The sequence below is a fragment of the Idiomarina ramblicola genome, assembly GCF_003987255.1.
GTDB classification, from domain to species: domain Bacteria; phylum Pseudomonadota; class Gammaproteobacteria; order Enterobacterales; family Alteromonadaceae; genus Idiomarina; species Idiomarina ramblicola.
Map to the genome: position 1 here is coordinate 224,069 of NZ_PIQC01000005.1, position 16,261 is coordinate 240,329.

General features: G+C 45.2%; 9 protein-coding genes. 5 read left to right on the forward strand and 4 right to left on the reverse strand.

What is annotated here, in order from left to right; genetic code table 11:
• Positions 1-68 precede the first annotated feature (68 nt).
• Together dnaK and grpE are read right to left on the reverse strand one after the other, a co-directional pair.
• The gene (gene dnaK / locus CWI78_RS08505; protein ID WP_126782135.1) at positions 69-1,997 is read right to left on the reverse strand and encodes a molecular chaperone DnaK; all 1,929 of its coding nucleotides are present in this window, start codon (positions 1,995-1,997) and stop codon (positions 69-71) included.
• A 105-nt stretch (positions 1,998-2,102) separates the two neighbouring features.
• The gene (grpE, locus tag CWI78_RS08510) at positions 2,103-2,768 is read right to left on the reverse strand and encodes a nucleotide exchange factor GrpE (RefSeq protein WP_126782137.1); all 666 of its coding nucleotides are present in this window, start codon (positions 2,766-2,768) and stop codon (positions 2,103-2,105) included.
• A gap of 142 nt (positions 2,769-2,910) precedes the next feature.
• On the opposite strand from grpE, the gene nadK reads away from it, so the two are divergent.
• The 5 genes from nadK to CWI78_RS08535 all read left to right on the forward strand — a co-directional run bounded on the left by nadK (position 2,911) and on the right by CWI78_RS08535 (position 12,692).
• Positions 2,911-3,789 carry an NAD(+) kinase gene (nadK, locus tag CWI78_RS08515; RefSeq protein WP_126782139.1) on the forward strand — a complete coding sequence of 293 codons (879 nt, stop codon included), beginning with the start codon at positions 2,911-2,913 and terminating at the stop codon, positions 3,787-3,789.
• An 80-nt stretch (positions 3,790-3,869) separates the two neighbouring features.
• On the forward strand, positions 3,870-5,534 hold the full coding sequence (recN, locus tag CWI78_RS08520; RefSeq protein WP_126782141.1) for a DNA repair protein RecN: 1,665 nt from the start codon (positions 3,870-3,872) through the stop codon (positions 5,532-5,534).
• A gap of 86 nt (positions 5,535-5,620) precedes the next feature.
• Complete coding sequence (locus CWI78_RS08525) at positions 5,621-5,971, forward strand: outer membrane protein assembly factor BamE (protein ID WP_126782143.1); 351 nt, start codon at positions 5,621-5,623, stop codon at positions 5,969-5,971.
• A 32-nt stretch (positions 5,972-6,003) separates the two neighbouring features.
• Complete coding sequence (locus tag CWI78_RS08530) at positions 6,004-8,712, forward strand: insulinase family protein (RefSeq protein WP_126782145.1); 2,709 nt, start codon at positions 6,004-6,006, stop codon at positions 8,710-8,712.
• Positions 8,713-8,870: 158 nt separating this feature from the next.
• Entirely contained in the window at positions 8,871-12,692 is a 3,822-nt protein-coding gene (locus CWI78_RS08535) for an EAL domain-containing protein (protein ID WP_208642041.1), read from the forward strand.
• 21 nt (positions 12,693-12,713) lie between these two features.
• On the opposite strand, the gene fadJ is transcribed toward CWI78_RS08535, so the two are convergent.
• Together fadJ and fadI are read right to left on the reverse strand one after the other, a co-directional pair.
• On the reverse strand, positions 12,714-14,840 hold the full coding sequence (gene fadJ / locus CWI78_RS08540; protein WP_126782147.1) for a fatty acid oxidation complex subunit alpha FadJ: 2,127 nt from the start codon (positions 14,838-14,840) through the stop codon (positions 12,714-12,716).
• Entirely contained in the window at positions 14,840-16,150 is a 1,311-nt protein-coding gene (fadI, locus tag CWI78_RS08545) for an acetyl-CoA C-acyltransferase FadI (RefSeq protein WP_126782149.1), read from the reverse strand. The genes fadJ and fadI overlap by 1 nt, the downstream gene beginning before the upstream one ends.
• Positions 16,151-16,261 lie beyond the last annotated feature (111 nt).

The window sequence follows — 16,261 nt, forward strand, 5'->3', positions numbered from 1 at the left end:
CCTGATACAAATACACGGGTATTACCTTGCGGCAACACCCGTGTGCTTTTGCGAAGTTGCCTTAATGCTTACTTCTTATCGTCGTCTTTGACTTCTTCAAATTCAGCATCAACGACATCGTCATCTGCTTTGGAAGACTGTTGTTCGCCACCAGCAGCGCCTTCAGCACCTTGCTGAGCTTGTTGCTGTTGAGCCGCATCCATCAGCTTCTGTGACGCTTCCATAAGCGCCTGCGATTTTGTGTCGATGGCTTCTTTGTCACCATCTTTAGACGCTTGCTCTAACTCTTCACACGCTTTTTCAATTGCGTCTTTGTCTTCCTGCGACAGCGCATCACCGACTTCTTTCAACTGGTTACGGGTTGCGTGAACCAAACCATCCGCCTGGTTACGTGCCTGAACCATTTCTTCAAACTTCTTATCTTCCTCAGCATGCGCTTCGGCGTCTTTGACCATTGAATCGACTTCCGATTCGTCCAGACCAGAAGATGCCTTAATAGTGATCTTCTGCTCTTTACCGGTGTCTTTATCTTTGGCTGATACGTGCAGGATACCATCCGCATCAATGTCGAAGGTGACTTCGATTTGTGGTACACCACGAGCTGCTGCGCGAATGCCTTCCAGGTTAAACTGACCCAAAGATTTATTATCTCCAGCGCGCTTACGCTCACCCTGAATAACATGAATCGTTACTGCTGACTGATTATCTTCAGCGGTTGAGAAAGTTTGAGATTCTTTAGTCGGAATCGTCGTGTTTTTCTCAATCAGCTTGGTCATTACGCCGCCCATCGTTTCGATACCCAGCGACAGAGGACATACATCCAGCAGTAAGACATCTTTGACATCACCCTGCAGTACACCAGCCTGAACCGCAGCACCAACAGCAACCGCTTCATCAGGATTGACATCGCGACGTGGTTCTTTACCAAAGAAATCTGTTACCGCGGCCTGTACTTTCGGCATACGAGTCTGACCACCGACCATGATGATATCCTGGATATCACTAACCGAAAGATCCGCATCGGATAGCGCCTGCTTCAGAGGCTCAAGCGACTTCTTGATTAAATCTTCAACCAGTGATTCCAATTTCGCACGGGTCACCTTGATGGCCATATGCTTAGGACCAGCGTTATCTGCAGTAATATACGGCAAGTTTACTTCAGTCTGTTGCGCTGATGACAACTCAATCTTAGCTTTCTCTGCCGCTTCTTTAAGACGTTGCATTGCCAGTGGATCTTTCCGCAGATCCATTCCTTGGTCTTTTTGGAACTGCTCAACCAAGTAGTTGATTAAGCGGTTATCGAAATCTTCACCACCTAAATGCGTGTCACCATTAGTCGCCAGTACTTCAAACGTATGTTCGCCTTCAACTTCATCAATCTCAATAATGGAGATATCGAACGTACCACCACCTAAGTCATACACAGCAATCACGTTGTCGCCGGACTTTTTGTCCATGCCGTATGCCAGCGCTGCAGCGGTTGGCTCGTTAATGATACGTTTTACATTCAGGCCCGCGATTTTACCCGCGTCTTTCGTTGCCTGACGCTGAGCATCGTTAAAGTATGCCGGTACGGTAATAACAGCGTCGGTTACCGATTCACCTAAGAACTCTTCGGCAGTCTTTTTCATTTTTTTCAGAACTTCAGCAGAAATTTGTGGTGGTGCTTTTTTGTCACCATCAATTTCTACCCAGGCATCGCCATTATCTGCCTTAACAATTTTGTAAGGCATAATGCCGATGTCGCGCTGTACTTCTTCGTCCTGAAAGCGACGACCAATGAGGCGCTTTATCGCAAACAAGGTTTTATTTGGGTTAGTTACAGCCTGGCGTTTTGCCGGTGAACCTACCAAAATTTCGCCGTCATCTGTAAATGCTACGACTGACGGCGTTGTGCGATCGCCTTCACCGTTTTCAATAACACGAGCTTTACCGCCATCCAGTACAGCAACACAAGAGTTTGTTGTACCTAAATCAATACCAATCGTCTTACCCATGATTCGTCTCCAACTTCTAATTCATGTAATTTGTTTCGATACCCCTTATCTGGGGTGCCTATGTCTAAATTTCAATACCCAACACAGGGATAATTTTCGATTTTATTACGCTTTTGTATCGACACCAGAGTTCGAGTTGCGCGCAACCATCACCATCGCCGGACGCAATAAACGCCCATTCAGCTCATAGCCTTTTTGCATAACGGCCATAATGGTGTTGTTCGAATGCTCTTCCGATTCCTGCATGGACATGGCCTGGTGTTGATCAGGATTAAAAGCTTCGCCTTCTTCACCGATTGCTTTGACACCAAACTTTTCCAGCGTTGAGGTTAAACTTTTGTAGGTCAGTTCGATGCCTTCAACAAAGTTTTTATTCGCCTCGTCTTCTTTATCTGCTAATTGCAGTGCGCGCTCCAGATTATCTACCGAAGTCAGGATCTCGTTAGCAAACTTTTCCAGCGCGAACTTATGTGCCTTTTCAACATCCTGACTGGCGCGACGACGAACGTTTTCCATTTCAGCCTGTGTGCGAAGAACCGAATCACGCTGATCGTTCACTTTTGCTTCGGCTTTACTCAGAGCAAGCTCCAGCTCAGCAATGCGGTCCGTTTGCTCGGACGACTGACTCGCTGTTTCGGCTTCATCCGCAGTGATATCCTGCTGTAAAGCCTCTTCAGCAGCTTGTGCTGCTTCCTGCTCAGCTTTTTGCTGCTCTACCGTCGGTTCATTAGCCGTTTCAGCTTTTTGCTTCGACTCTTTTTTATCGGTCATAAGTGACTCTCTTTAACCAGTTTAAAATTAAGGTTGCAGAGTTAATGGGGGCAAGTTTTTTTCTTTCAAGGGGATTTCTCTCTCTTGATAAATTTTCTTGCCCATCGTAGCGTAAGCACATGACCGCATAAGGATTCTACGAATGAGTGCTTTTAAAAAAATTGGGTTACTTGGCAAAGCCAATGACCGTGGTACCCAATTAACCCTAGAAACCATTACCACAGCTTTAATCCACCGCGGTTTTGCTCTGCGCCTGGAAGCACGCACGGCTGAGCAACTCACTTTACCGGAACAAGTTGACACATTGAGCCTGCAGGATTTAGGCGAATGGGCGGAAATCGCCATTGTTGTTGGTGGTGACGGAAATATGTTGGGTGCTGCCCGTGCCTTATGCGAACAAGATGTTGGCGTGATAGGCGTCAACCGGGGTAACTTAGGCTTTTTAACCGATTTAGACCCCGACGAAGTCATGACCCCCCTGCTTGCCGTCTTAAACGGAGATTATCATGTAGAAGAGCGTTTTCTGGTTTCGGCTGAAGTTATAAGCGGTGGTAAACCTTCTGGCACCGGCCGTGCAATTAATGAAATCGTCTTGCACTCCGATAAAGTCGCTCACATGATAGAATTTGAACTTTATGTGGATGACCATTTCGTTTTTAGCCAACGCTCAGACGGGTTGATTTGTGCCACTCCAACCGGCTCCACCGCGTACTCTTTATCAGGTGGCGGTCCCATTCTACATCCCGGTCTTGACGCTATGACGTTAGTTCCTATGTTTCCGCACACGCTGAGTAGCCGACCTATTGTTGTAGACGGAAGCAGCGAAGTCAGGCTTAAAGCCGCTTATGACAACGATTTACTCCAGATAAGTTGCGACGGCCACGCGCGCATGACGGTGCACCCCGGAGATGATGTTATCATCAAAAAATACCCAAAAACTTTACGATTGATCCATCCAATAGACCACAACTATTATCACGTATTGCGTAACAAACTTGGCTGGGGCAGCAGACTTTTTTAAACGGGAAACTTGCATTTCAGCATATCTACTGTATAAATACTGTATAACCTGTATATATCAACAGTATTGGAGCGAAGTCTATGTTATCGCAATTAACTATTCGCAACTTTGCCGTCGTTAAATCTTTAGACATTGAGTTTCATAAAGGAATGACAGCTATTACCGGTGAAACCGGCGCCGGTAAGTCTATCGCTCTTGATGCCCTGAGCCTTTGCCTGGGGAGTAGAGCCGATGCTAATTGGGTTCGCCCCGGTCAGGAAAAAGCAGAAATAACCGCAGTTTTCACACTGGAAAGCGACAGTCCGGTGTTTCAATGGTTGGCGGCAAACGAGTTTGATGCAGACGATGACTGCGTATTACGTCGAGTTATACAACGCGATGGCCGCTCCAAGGCCTGGATAAATGGTACTCCTGTCCCCGTAAGCCAACAAAAGTCGCTGGCACCACTGCTGGTCAATATTCATGGCCAACACGAACACCAATTGCTATTAAAAGAAGAGCATCAACTGACTCTACTGGATAGTTACGCACGTCACCAGCACTTACTGGATGATGTTCAGCAAAATTATCGAAACTGGGCTTCAGTTGAAAAACAATATCAAAACTACCAACAACAAAAAGAAGAACTGGAAGCTCAACGTCAGTTACTCGAATACCAGGTTAATGAACTGAACGAATTTGCACTGGCAGATGGTGAATTTGAAGAATTGGAGCAAAAACACACACGTTTAAGTAACAGTAAAGTTTTACTGGAAGCCGGAGTATTCGCTTTAAATGCGCTCTATGAAGGTGAGCACAATAATGCCTCAGGTCTCGTCCAGTCTGCCAGTCAGCGACTAGCCGAAGCCGCAGAAATGGATGCCACGCTCTCACCTATCCATCAATTGCTGCAACAGGCAAAAGTGCACATTGAAGAGGCCGCATTAGAACTGCGGCAGTATCAGGATGATTTAGAGCTTGATCCCGGCGAACTTCAATTGGTAGAAGACCGTTTAAGTGCAGCTATTCATTTGGCAAAAAAGCATCAGATACCGGGTTCAGAACTTAGCCTGCAACACCAAAAATTAATCGATGAACTGAATAACCTGGAGCAAGCTGGAGAGCAAGCTGAGAAGCTCGATGCAGACAGGCAGCAAGCGAAAAAAATCTATCGTGAAAGTACACAGAAGTTATCCGCCAGCCGAGAACAGGCTGCGGCAGAATTGAGCCAGAAGATAAGTAGCTCAATGCATGAGCTTAACATGCCACACGGTCGTTTCGTTATTCAGGTAGAACATGATGCTAATGCCAGAGCAACTCGCTTTGGTACTGATCAGGTCGATTTCCTGGTAACAACCAACCCCGGACAACCCATTCAGGCACTTAATAAAGTCGCTTCAGGTGGTGAACTTTCAAGAATCAGCCTTGCCATACAGGTGATGACCGCAACGCAGAAAACGGTTCCAACCATGATGTTCGATGAAGTTGATGTTGGTGTTAGTGGTCCTACAGCAGCAATTGTAGGCGCTATGCTCCAAGCGTTAGGAAAAACATCTCAAGTTATCTGTGTCACACATTTACCGCAAGTTGCGGCCAAAGCCCATCAACAGTTGCAAGTTAATAAGACGACAGATGGGGCCGAGACAGAAACTGCTGTTGTTGCACTATCTAAGGAACAAAGAGTCATTGAACTAGCACGTTTGCTGGGAGGCGACAAAGTTACTGACATGGCAAAAGCTAATGCCAGAGAACTACTCGCGAGTTAAATTCGTTCTATGCTGGCGTTCGGTGAAGTCATTGTTTATCATCAACGCCAATACAATCAATTGAGATTAATTTTAATAGGTATTTCATGTCAAGATTTGGAGTTTTTCTAGTTGCCGTTATTGCCTTAAATGGCTGTTCTCTACTCGACAAAATGGTTTATCGCATTGATATTCCACAAGGGAATTATCTTGAGCAAGAAGATGTTGATAAATTACGTATCGGTATGACCGCAGAGCAAGTCGTTTTCGTACTAGGAAACCCGGTTGCTGAAAACAGTTTTGATTCTGACCGCTGGGTATACCTTTACGAAATGGACCCAAACTCCGGCGAGGATTATCGCAAAGAGCTAGTGCTAACCTTCAATAATAAACAACTACAGGGCTTTGAAGGTGATTTTGATAAACCAGAAGATTTTGATCAACCACTGGATCAATAACTCGCTTTAAAAAATATACGGCAAGGAGAATTATGGCGAACTCTTCACCCACTGATGAGGTCGTCCGTGTTGTCCGCAGTTCTGGAGACAAACGAGACTATCAACACCTAACTCTGGAAAACCAACTTAGGGTGTTGTTGGTTCACTGCCCCGATAGCCCAAAGGCCGCAGCCTCTGTTGCGGTCAATGCTGGGCACTTCGATGATCCCGAGCATACACAGGGCTTAGCTCATTTTCTTGAACACATGCTGTTTTTAGGAAGTGAGAAGTACCCTGAACCCGCTGCTTTCGGCCATTTCCTAAATCTACACGGTGGTCAGCATAATGCATGGACAGGCACTGAATTTTCAAATTTTCACTTTGATTGTAATGCTAATGCCTTACCTCGTTCTTTAGAGTTTTTTTCTGCCATGCTGAAAGAGCCACTATTATCCGAAGCCTGGATTACTAAAGAAAGACAATCTATAGAATCCGAGTTTCGGCTAAAACAAAACGATGAACTTCGTCGCCTGTACCAAGTGCATAAGGTTACAGCCAATTCCGAGCATCCTTTCAGCCAATTTTCAGTAGGAAACCTTAAAACACTTAAAAGTGATGAATACGGTAACCTAAAAGCTAAGCTAAAAAGTTTCTTCGAGGAACATTACGTTGCCCAAAGAATGCGACTGGTTCTTGCCGGCCCACAATCTATTGAAGAACTTGGGCAACTGGCACAGCACTATTTTTCTCAGATAAAGCAAGAAAGTCATAGAAAGAATCCAATTACAAAACCTTTGTATTTAAAACGACAAAGAGGCGTATGGATCAAGGTGAGACCTATCAAAGTTGCGTACCGCCTTATTCTTACGCTGCCCTTGCCAAGTATCGACGCCGATTATCCACATAAAACAACCAGCTATATTGCTCATTTACTGGGTTACGAAGGCCCGGGCAGTTTATTCAATGCATTGCGCTCAAAAGGATGGGTTAATTCATTGTCTGCAGGCGGAGGCATCAGTGGAAGTAACTTCAAAGACTTTAATATCAACTTGCAGCTTACCGAGTCGGGACGCCACAAAGTTGAGCAGGTTGTCCAATGGATTTTTGCTTATATTCGAAAAATTGAAGCTGAAGGTATTGAGGACTGGCGTTACGAAGAGAGGCGCATCACCACGGAAATGAGTTTCCTCTACCAAGAGCCCACGCCGGTTGGTGAGCTTACTAATCAATTATCAGTTAATGCGTTTCACTATAAGATGGAAGATGCGTTATATGGTGATTACCGTATGGATGGTCTAAATCCCTCCTACGCGAAACAACTGCTGCGACAGATGACAGCGGAAAATGCTCGTATAACGTTAGTCGCCCCCGATGTAACGACAACAGAAACTGCGCCTATATACCACACAGAATATAGTTTGGAGGCTATCAGCACAGGGCAACATAAAAGCTTTCAAACAACTCCACAGGATTTTAATTGTGCATTACCTAAGCCTAATCGTTTCTTAAACTCACGTTTTGAACCTTTGCCCCTGGAAGTTGGGGGGTCAATACCGAAGCTGATTGAAGACAGCGCGCAGTTGCAATTATGGCATTTGCAAGACCGCGACTTCAGAGTCCCTAAAGGTCATATTTACCTATCATTGAAGTTACCAGCAGTGACCAGTTCCGCCTTCAACTTTGCCATCGCCAGATTATGGTCAGAGTTAATGATAGATGCATTAAACGACGATCTTTACGACGCTGAAGTTGCTGGCCTGCACTTTAATATTTATCCGACGCAAAGTGGAATAACAATACATACAACGGGTCTGTCTGCTGGTCAGATTCCTTTAATGCAACATCTTATTGAACGCTCATTAAAAACGCGCTTCGCAAGACGCCGTTGGAATGACCTTAAGCAAAGCCTCCTAAGCAACTGGCTCTCCGCTCACCAGAATCAACCACTGAATAAGCTGTTTGCTGAGTTGAACCAACAACTGCAGTCCGGCTTATTTCGACTAAGCGATTTAGCCTGCGAATTAGCCCCTGTTTCATTTCGCCAATTTACGGTAGAAGTCGCTAAACTTTTTTCACCTATCCATGTAACCGCATTTGCTCACGGTGACTGGCAAAAGGAAAATGCATTGCAACTTGGTCAGCTTATTAAAGCGAATTTGCCAAGTTCTCAAAACGCCTCCACAAGAAGACCCCCTATAAAACGTGTTCGCGACTTTGTTGCTCAGCAGCTCGATGTCCCGTCTGAGCATTCCGATACCGCTTTGCTTCTTTATTACCAAGGGGTAGATGACACATCAACTGAGCAAGTAAGTTTTATGCTATTGCAGCAACTGATCCATCAGTCTATTTTTCAAACCCTGAGAACTGAAAAGCAACTTGGGTATGTTGCCGGTAGTCAGTATTTCCCAGTACAACGATTGCCAGGAATTTTATTCTTCTTACAATCACATGAGTTTACCGCTGATGAGATTTTTCAAGCAATGCAAGAGGTTATTGAACAACAGCTAGAAAAACTTAATAACCTGACGCTTAAAGAATGGCACCATGCTAAATCCATACTCAAACAACAAATTAAGACTGTCGATCGCAACCTTAGAGTTCGAAGTCAAAGGCTTTGGGGAGCGATTCAATTAGGCGATACCGAGTTTAATCGCCAACAACAGCTGTTATCAGCGCTGGAACATTGTCAGTTAGTAGAGTGGTTAGAAAGAATAAAACAACGCTTAACTGATAAAACGCAGGCGCTAAGGCTTCAAACCTGATAACCGAAAGCGTAGAATAGCCTTTGACAGTAAGCAGCTCTATCGCTATCTTAACGATATATTAACAATAAAAGCTGCTAAAGTAGCCACTCATTAGGTTTTTCGTGACTTTTACTTTGCCTATCAGAACATTATGCTCTGCTCTTTTTCTATGCTTTTTGTTATTTAAAAGCTATAGCCCCGATGTTTATGCACAAGAGCCTTTTAAAAGTTCCCAAACGAAACAATGGTCTTTTTCAGATGGTCTGCCGAGCAATCGTATCAACGATATTGCTGAAGGTCCGGGTGGCTTTCTCTGGATTGCGACAGCAAACGGCCTTAGTCGTTTTGACGGGACTCAGTTTTACAATTATCCAGTAGCGTCTGGTACCGATAGCAATCTGCTTTCAAGCAGTATTAATCAACTGTTTTTTGATGAATCAGGAACGCTTTGGCTTAGCACAGCAACAAGTCTTGCAAAATTCTCACCGTCGTCGGGTTCAATCGTTATTGTCGACCTTCCTGGGGTTCAATCGGCAAGTGAAGCCAACATAAGACACATTTCAGAAGATTCCAGCGGTCGTCTACTTGTTACTACTGAACATTTCGTTTTCAGGAGCAACGCACTTTCCAGTCAGTTTGAACGACTAACCTTAACCTATAATAACGACCCCATTACCAAGGTTAATTATATTTATCGTGGAAAAAATTGGTATTGGTTGAGTACTGATGAAGATGGCGTGTTCGTTTGGGATGGTTTTTCCCGGGAAGTTTTTGCTCTTAATAAGCAAAACCCCATTACCGATAACATACCAGGTAGCCAGCTTCATGCAGCTTCGCATTATCAACAGCAACTTTGGCTAGCCACTGATCAAGGAGTCATCGTACTTGATAAAGATTTCCGTTTAATATCTACACCCGACGCTATTAGTGAACTGGATAATATTACTGACATACAAATAACCAAAAGTAACAATGTCCTCTTCAGTACAACCAACGGTCTTTATCAACTAACTGATAATCAGCTCACGAAACTTCATGATTTCGCCGTTAGCGGAGCCGAGCAAATTACCCGGGGAGATATTTTTTCTCTCTCTAAAAAACAGGGCCTTTTTCAAATAGAGACACCTTTTGCCCCCGCAGCATTGGGACAAGCACAACTAAGTCGCTCAAGCACCCTGTCAATTAATGTCCCTAAAGTCATGCAGCAAGTTTCGTCCGCAACTGAAGACAACAATGGTAACTGGTGGCTGGCTACTGACCTCGGCTTATTATTCTACGACACTCAGCAAGGGGAAATATCAGAACTCAACCATTACCCTGACGCCAAAGTTCAGGTTAATGAAATGCGTTTATTCTCTAATCAGTTATATGTAATAAGTAACTCTGAGGCGCTGTATCAATACGATATTGTTGATAAAAATTGGAATAAATTGAACGTGCCTGAACTACCGACAGAGCTGGCTGATTTTAATTTAACAGAACTTGGCCATACGCTTTGGCTGCACACAAGTGAATACGCATTAGAGATTAATCAATTTGGCGTGATTTCCGAAACAAAAGCTATCACTAAAGGAAGTTCAATTTATCTTAACCCACTGCATGTAGAAACAAAAAAGATAAGTGAGAACAGCTACTTATTCAATTTCACAATGCCTTTTGCAGTTGCCCCTAATCAACTTATCTATCGCTACAAAATAAGCAGTACAAACGATAATTGGCAAATGCTAAGTAAAGGCCATAGCTCAGTTCAGTTTTCATCCATACCTGCGGGTCTGAATGAATTCGAAGTTCAAGCGTCTTATGACGGTGAAAGATGGTCTCCATCGACCTTAAAACGGTTCAACGTAACAGTCCCATTTTGGCAAAGTCCGATTGCCTGGGCGGGTTATATTCTTTTTGTTTTACTGGGAGCAGCGATCTACTGGCTTAACCACCGTCGACGCCGAGCCACATTACAACAGGAACTTCAACAATTCCAACGACAGACTCATAGCCTTCAGTCGAGCCAATATCAATGTTGGGAATGGGATTTAAACTCCGGAGAACTGATTCGACAAAACATCTGGCAAAACTGTCCGGCTTTTCCTATTGATGGTAAGCGACTCGGCTTTTCCGGTGGCAAATCAAATGTCCATCCAGAAGACTTACAACGCTTGCAGAAAAACCTTGATGAGCATTTACAGGGTCAGTCGGATTTATTCGAATGCAGCTACCGCTTAGATAACCAGGGCAGCTGGCTTTGGGTTTTAGATCGTGGAAAGTTGCAGAGTGATGGCGAAAGCCACTTGATGTTTGGTACATTAAGCGACATTAGCAGCTTGGTAAGTTCTGAGGAACGGATCAATATGCTGGCATCATCCATCACCAATATATCGGATGGAATCTGTATTTTTGATCGCTTTTTCCGCAAACGGGAAGTCAATAATGCGTTTGAGAGCATCACCGGCTTCCAGCGTGATCAAGTGCTCGGTCAGTTATTAACACTTCCCTGCTATCCGGAAAGCTTTGTTAATCAAATAAAACGCGCTGTAATAAAAGACGGAACCTGGCGTGGCGAACTCACCGATGTTAAAGCTGATGGCGGTGAGTTTCTCATGGAGCTTACGCTTGATGCCGTTCGCGACGACAATGGAGAAGTATCTCTAATCGTTGCCAGTTTTTCTGATATTACCGAAAGACGGCATACTGAAAATGAACTGCGTCGACTTTCAAATACTGACACCTTAACGGGTTTACCTAACCGTTCTTACTTTCAGGTGAGTCACTCAAATTTAGTCCGGAAGAAAGTTTCTCATACTTTATTACTCTTTGACCTCGATGACTTTAAGAAGATTAACGACTCCCTGGGGCATGAAATCGGGGATGAGCTCCTATGCCAGGTGGCCGAGCGACTAATGGACATTGGACGTAGGCAGGATACGCTTTATCGGTTGGGTGGTGATGAATTTGGGCTACTTATTGAAGACAGCGTCGATATTAACCTGATTGGCGATTTAGGAAACCAAATAAATCTTAAAGTATCCGAACCTTATCTGATACAGCAGCATGAAATTGTCATTGGCAGCTCCATTGGTATTGTACTTTATCCTCACGACGGACAAACCTCGCAGGAGCTTTTACAAAAAGCCGATATGGCGATGTATCATGCCAAGCAACGTGGAGGAAACTGCTACCAGTTTTTCAGTCAGTCGATGAACGAGAATGCAGTAAAACGACTCAAGCTGGAAAACGTGCTGAGAACCGCACTAAAAGCCAACAATATAAAAGTTTATTATCAACCTAAAATTGAAATCAGCTCTGGTCACATTGCCGGACTAGAAGCTTTGGCTCGCATTGAGAACAACGACGGGTCAATGATCAGCCCAGCTGAGTTTATCCCGTTAGCAGAAGAAACCGGACTGATCATTCCTTTAGGTGAACAAGTTTTGCGGCAGTCCTGCCGTGACATGAAGGAATTTATGACTTACCCGGGCGCGCCAAAGAGCATTGCAATTAACTTGTCGGCTCGTCAGTTTATGCAGTCGAGTCTGGCGTTACAAATTGAGCAAATTCTACGCGAAGAAGCGCTCCACCCTCGTCATGTCGAGTTTGAAATAACTGAAGGTATGGTTATGAGTGACCCTGAGCGCGCCATTACTATGATGGAAAACCTGTCAGATATGGGGGTCAAACTGGCACTGGATGACTTTGGTACCGGCTATTCTTCGCTCTCTTATCTTAAGCGATTTCCGATGAACAGCTTGAAGGTCGATAAGGCCTTTGTTGACGACATTACCGTGAACGATAAAGATCGTAATATGGTCGCTTCTATCATTGCCATGGCACACAACCTGGGGTTAAAAGTGGTTGCGGAAGGCGTTGAAACCAAAGCTCAACTGCAGACATTAAAAAGCCTCAAATGCGAATACATTCAAGGCTTTTATTACGCCAAACCGATGCCAGCTGACGCGTTAATTAAATTTATTGAACAGCACAACAATGTTGCTGCTCAAGTATAACTCACTGCTGACGCATATCAGTTACTGATAGAAGCTCCAGCCATTCTCTACCATCTGTTTGAGTAATGGCGCTGGCGTGTAACGCTCGCCTCTCTCTGTAGACAGTTTTTCCAGTTTATTCACTATGGTTTCAAGCCCTTGACTGTCCATGTAACGGAAAGGACCACCAAGAAACGGTGGGAACCCGATACCAAAAATAGCACCGATATCGCCGTCACGCGGACTCCGGATAATTTCTTCTTGCAGACAGTAAGCAGCCTCGTTCAGCATCGGCAACAAGCAAATATCAATAATCTCTTCAGCCGACTTGTTTCGCTCGGGGTCAATATCTAACAGCGAATAAACTGACGTATCGACAGGTTTACCTTTTACGCCTTTGCCGTATTGATAAAAACCTTTTTGGTTCTTCTTACCTTTGCGATCGTCATTAATCAGCTTTTCAAAGGCATCAGGCGCTTCAAAGCGGTCACCGAGTTCTTTCACCAAAACCGGAGCGACTTTTGCCGCAACGTCAATACCAACCTCATCGAGCAACGTAATTGGACCAACCGGGAAACCAAATTTAACCAAGGTTTTATCCAGATGTTCAATAGGCTCTCCGGCTAACAACAGACGGGCCGCTTCATTCATATAAGGAGCAAGAATACGGTTAACGTAGAACCCGGCACCGTCTTTTACCACTATCGGTGTTTTGCCCTGCTTCTTCGCCAGAGACACTGTCGTCGCAATGGTCTTATCCGATGTTTCCGGGTGAGTAATAATTTCTGCCAATGGCATTTTATCCACCGGAGAAAAGTAATGAAGACCAATAACCTGCTCTGGACGCTTGGCCGTCGCTGCGATTTGAGTGATAGGCAGCGAACTGGTATTGGTGGCAAAGATGGTAGATTCATCCGCATGTTCTTCAACATCAGCCACCATTTTCTGCTTCAGGTTAAGATCTTCAAAAACCGCTTCAATAACCACATCGGTACGCTCAAACCCACTATAATCAAGCGAACCGCTTAGCATCAGCATGGTTTTTTCAAGCTCGGCGCGGCGCATGTGACGACGCTTCACTTTCTTGTCCAGACGCTCGTAGCTGTAATGCAACGCGTGACGGATTCCATCTTCACTGATGTCCTTGATACGCGCCGGAATGCCCGCTTTAGCCGCGGTGACATAGGCAATTCCGCCGCCCATCAAGCCACCACCTAACACACCAACCCGTTTGACTGAGTCCGGTTTAACACCATCCGCGCCAGTTTCTTTCTTCATTTCAGTTGTAGCAAAGAAAATCTGACGTAATTGGTAAGACTCAGGCGTCATTGCCAGCTCGCCAAAACTGCGGGCTTCCTTATCTAAACCAGCCTCACGTCCACGTTCAACACCTTCGCGGACGGTCTGAATGATCTTGTCAATTGCCGGGTAGTTGCCCTGCGCTTTTTTCTGCGCCTGCTCACCGGCCTTTTTAAAGATAATGTCACGACCAAAACGAGTTGCTTCCAGCACTTTGCTCATGCCTTTAAGCGGCGGTTTAGTCGATTTTGGTTTACGCTTCAGTGCGTGCTCTACCGCAACATCTAAAAGAATACTTTGCGGTACCATCTCTGTTACCAAGCCCGCTTTAAGAGCCTGCTTAGCGCGCAGTTCTTTACCGGTCAGAATCATCGTCAGTCCTTGCTGCACACCAACCAGTTCAGGCAGACGCTGCGTACCACCACTGCCCGGTAACAAGCCTAATTTCACTTCAGGTAAACCCAAAGCTGTCTTGCTGTTGTCGGTACACACCCGAACATGACACGCCATGGCCAGTTCAAGACCGCCACCTAAGCAAGCACCGTTGATTGCTGCAACCACAGGGACATTTAACTGCTCAATACGATCGAACATAGCCTGACCTTTTCGTGCCAAGCTCTCTGCATCCACCGCATTTTCGCAGCCGTCTATCATGTTGATATCAGCGCCAGCAATAAAAGAGCCAGGCTTACCACTGATAAATACAACTCCTTTGACAGAATCATCGCTTTCTAATCGGTTCATTAAACTACCGACTTCATCGGCGAATGAGTCTTTTAAGGTATTCATCGACTCACCAGGGACATCAATCGTAATTACCGCGACTCCGTCGTCCCTCACTTCCATAGTGAATGCTTTATCCTGACTCATTATTCTGTCTCCACAATCATTGCTGCGCCTAAACCACCGGCAGCACAAGCTGTTGTTAAACCAACACCTCCGCCGCGACGGCGCAGCTCATTCAAAGTTTGCGTGATCATTCTGGTACCGGTTGCGGCAAATGGGTGACCATAAGCAATGGAACCGCCCAGTACGTTAAATTTATCCATGTCGATGTCACCAATGGCTTTATCGCGACCCAGCTTGTCTTTTGCAAACTTGTCGCTCGCAAACATCTTTATATTCGCCAAAGTCTGGGCTGCGAACGCTTCGTGCATATCGATAAGATCCAGATCGCTTAAAGTCATACCCGCGCGGTCCAATGCAACCGGAGTGGAATACGAAGGCCCCATCAGCATGTCTTCTTCAACCTGTAAGGCCGCAAACGCATAACTACGCAGATAACCCAGCACCGGCAATCCGAGTTCTTTGGCTCGGCTTTCCGTCATCATCAAGACCGCTGATGCACCGTCGGTCAACGGCGTACTGTTTGCCGCTGTTACTGAACCGTGTTTGCGGTCAAACACCGGTTTTAACTTTGCTAGTTTGTCCACCTGACTATCGCCGCGAATATTATTGTCGCGAGTTAAGTGTTTTTTGTATGGCTCCGGATAAGCAGTCATGACTTCATCATTTAACCAATCAGCCTCCCATGCGGCATGAGCTTTTTGGTGCGAGCGGACCGTTAACTCATCTTGATCGGCGCGGCTGATATTATGCGTTTTTGCCATTTGTTCCGCGGTATCTCCCATACTTAAACCCGTACTGTATTCAGCAATAGCAGGAGGTACTGGTAACAAATCTTTAAAACCCAGACGCTTCAAAATAGACAACCGTTGCCCCAGAGTTTTGGCCTTATTCAAATCAACCAAAGCCCTTGCCAGGCGTTTACTAACACCAATAGGTAATACAGAGGAAGAATCCGCGCCACCCGCTATACCACCGCGAATATGCCCGGCTATCATCGCTTCTGCAATGTTTGCCGCAGACTGAAAACTGGTCGCGCAGGCGCGGGAGATACTGTAAGCATCGGTATTCACCGGTAAGCTGGTCCCAAGCACGATTTCACGCGCAATATTAGGGGCTTCGGGCATCTGAACCACTTGCCCAAAAACTAACTGTTCAACCCAGTCACTTTCAATACCTGTTTTATTAACTAATTCCTGAACAACCATTTTGCCTAAATCAACCGCAGGTATGCCGTGAAAGTCTGTTGCCTGCTTTGCAAATGGCGTTCTTAAGCCCGCCACGAAAGCAATTCTTTCACCATTAACGGTTAGCAAGCGTTGCGCTGCTGTCATAATAATTCCTCACTTCAAAAACCAATACTGGTCTGACCACAAATTATGTTACAAATTCTAGCCCGTAATAGAGCAGATTAAAACCATCGTTTTCGGTAAAGTATGCTGTAG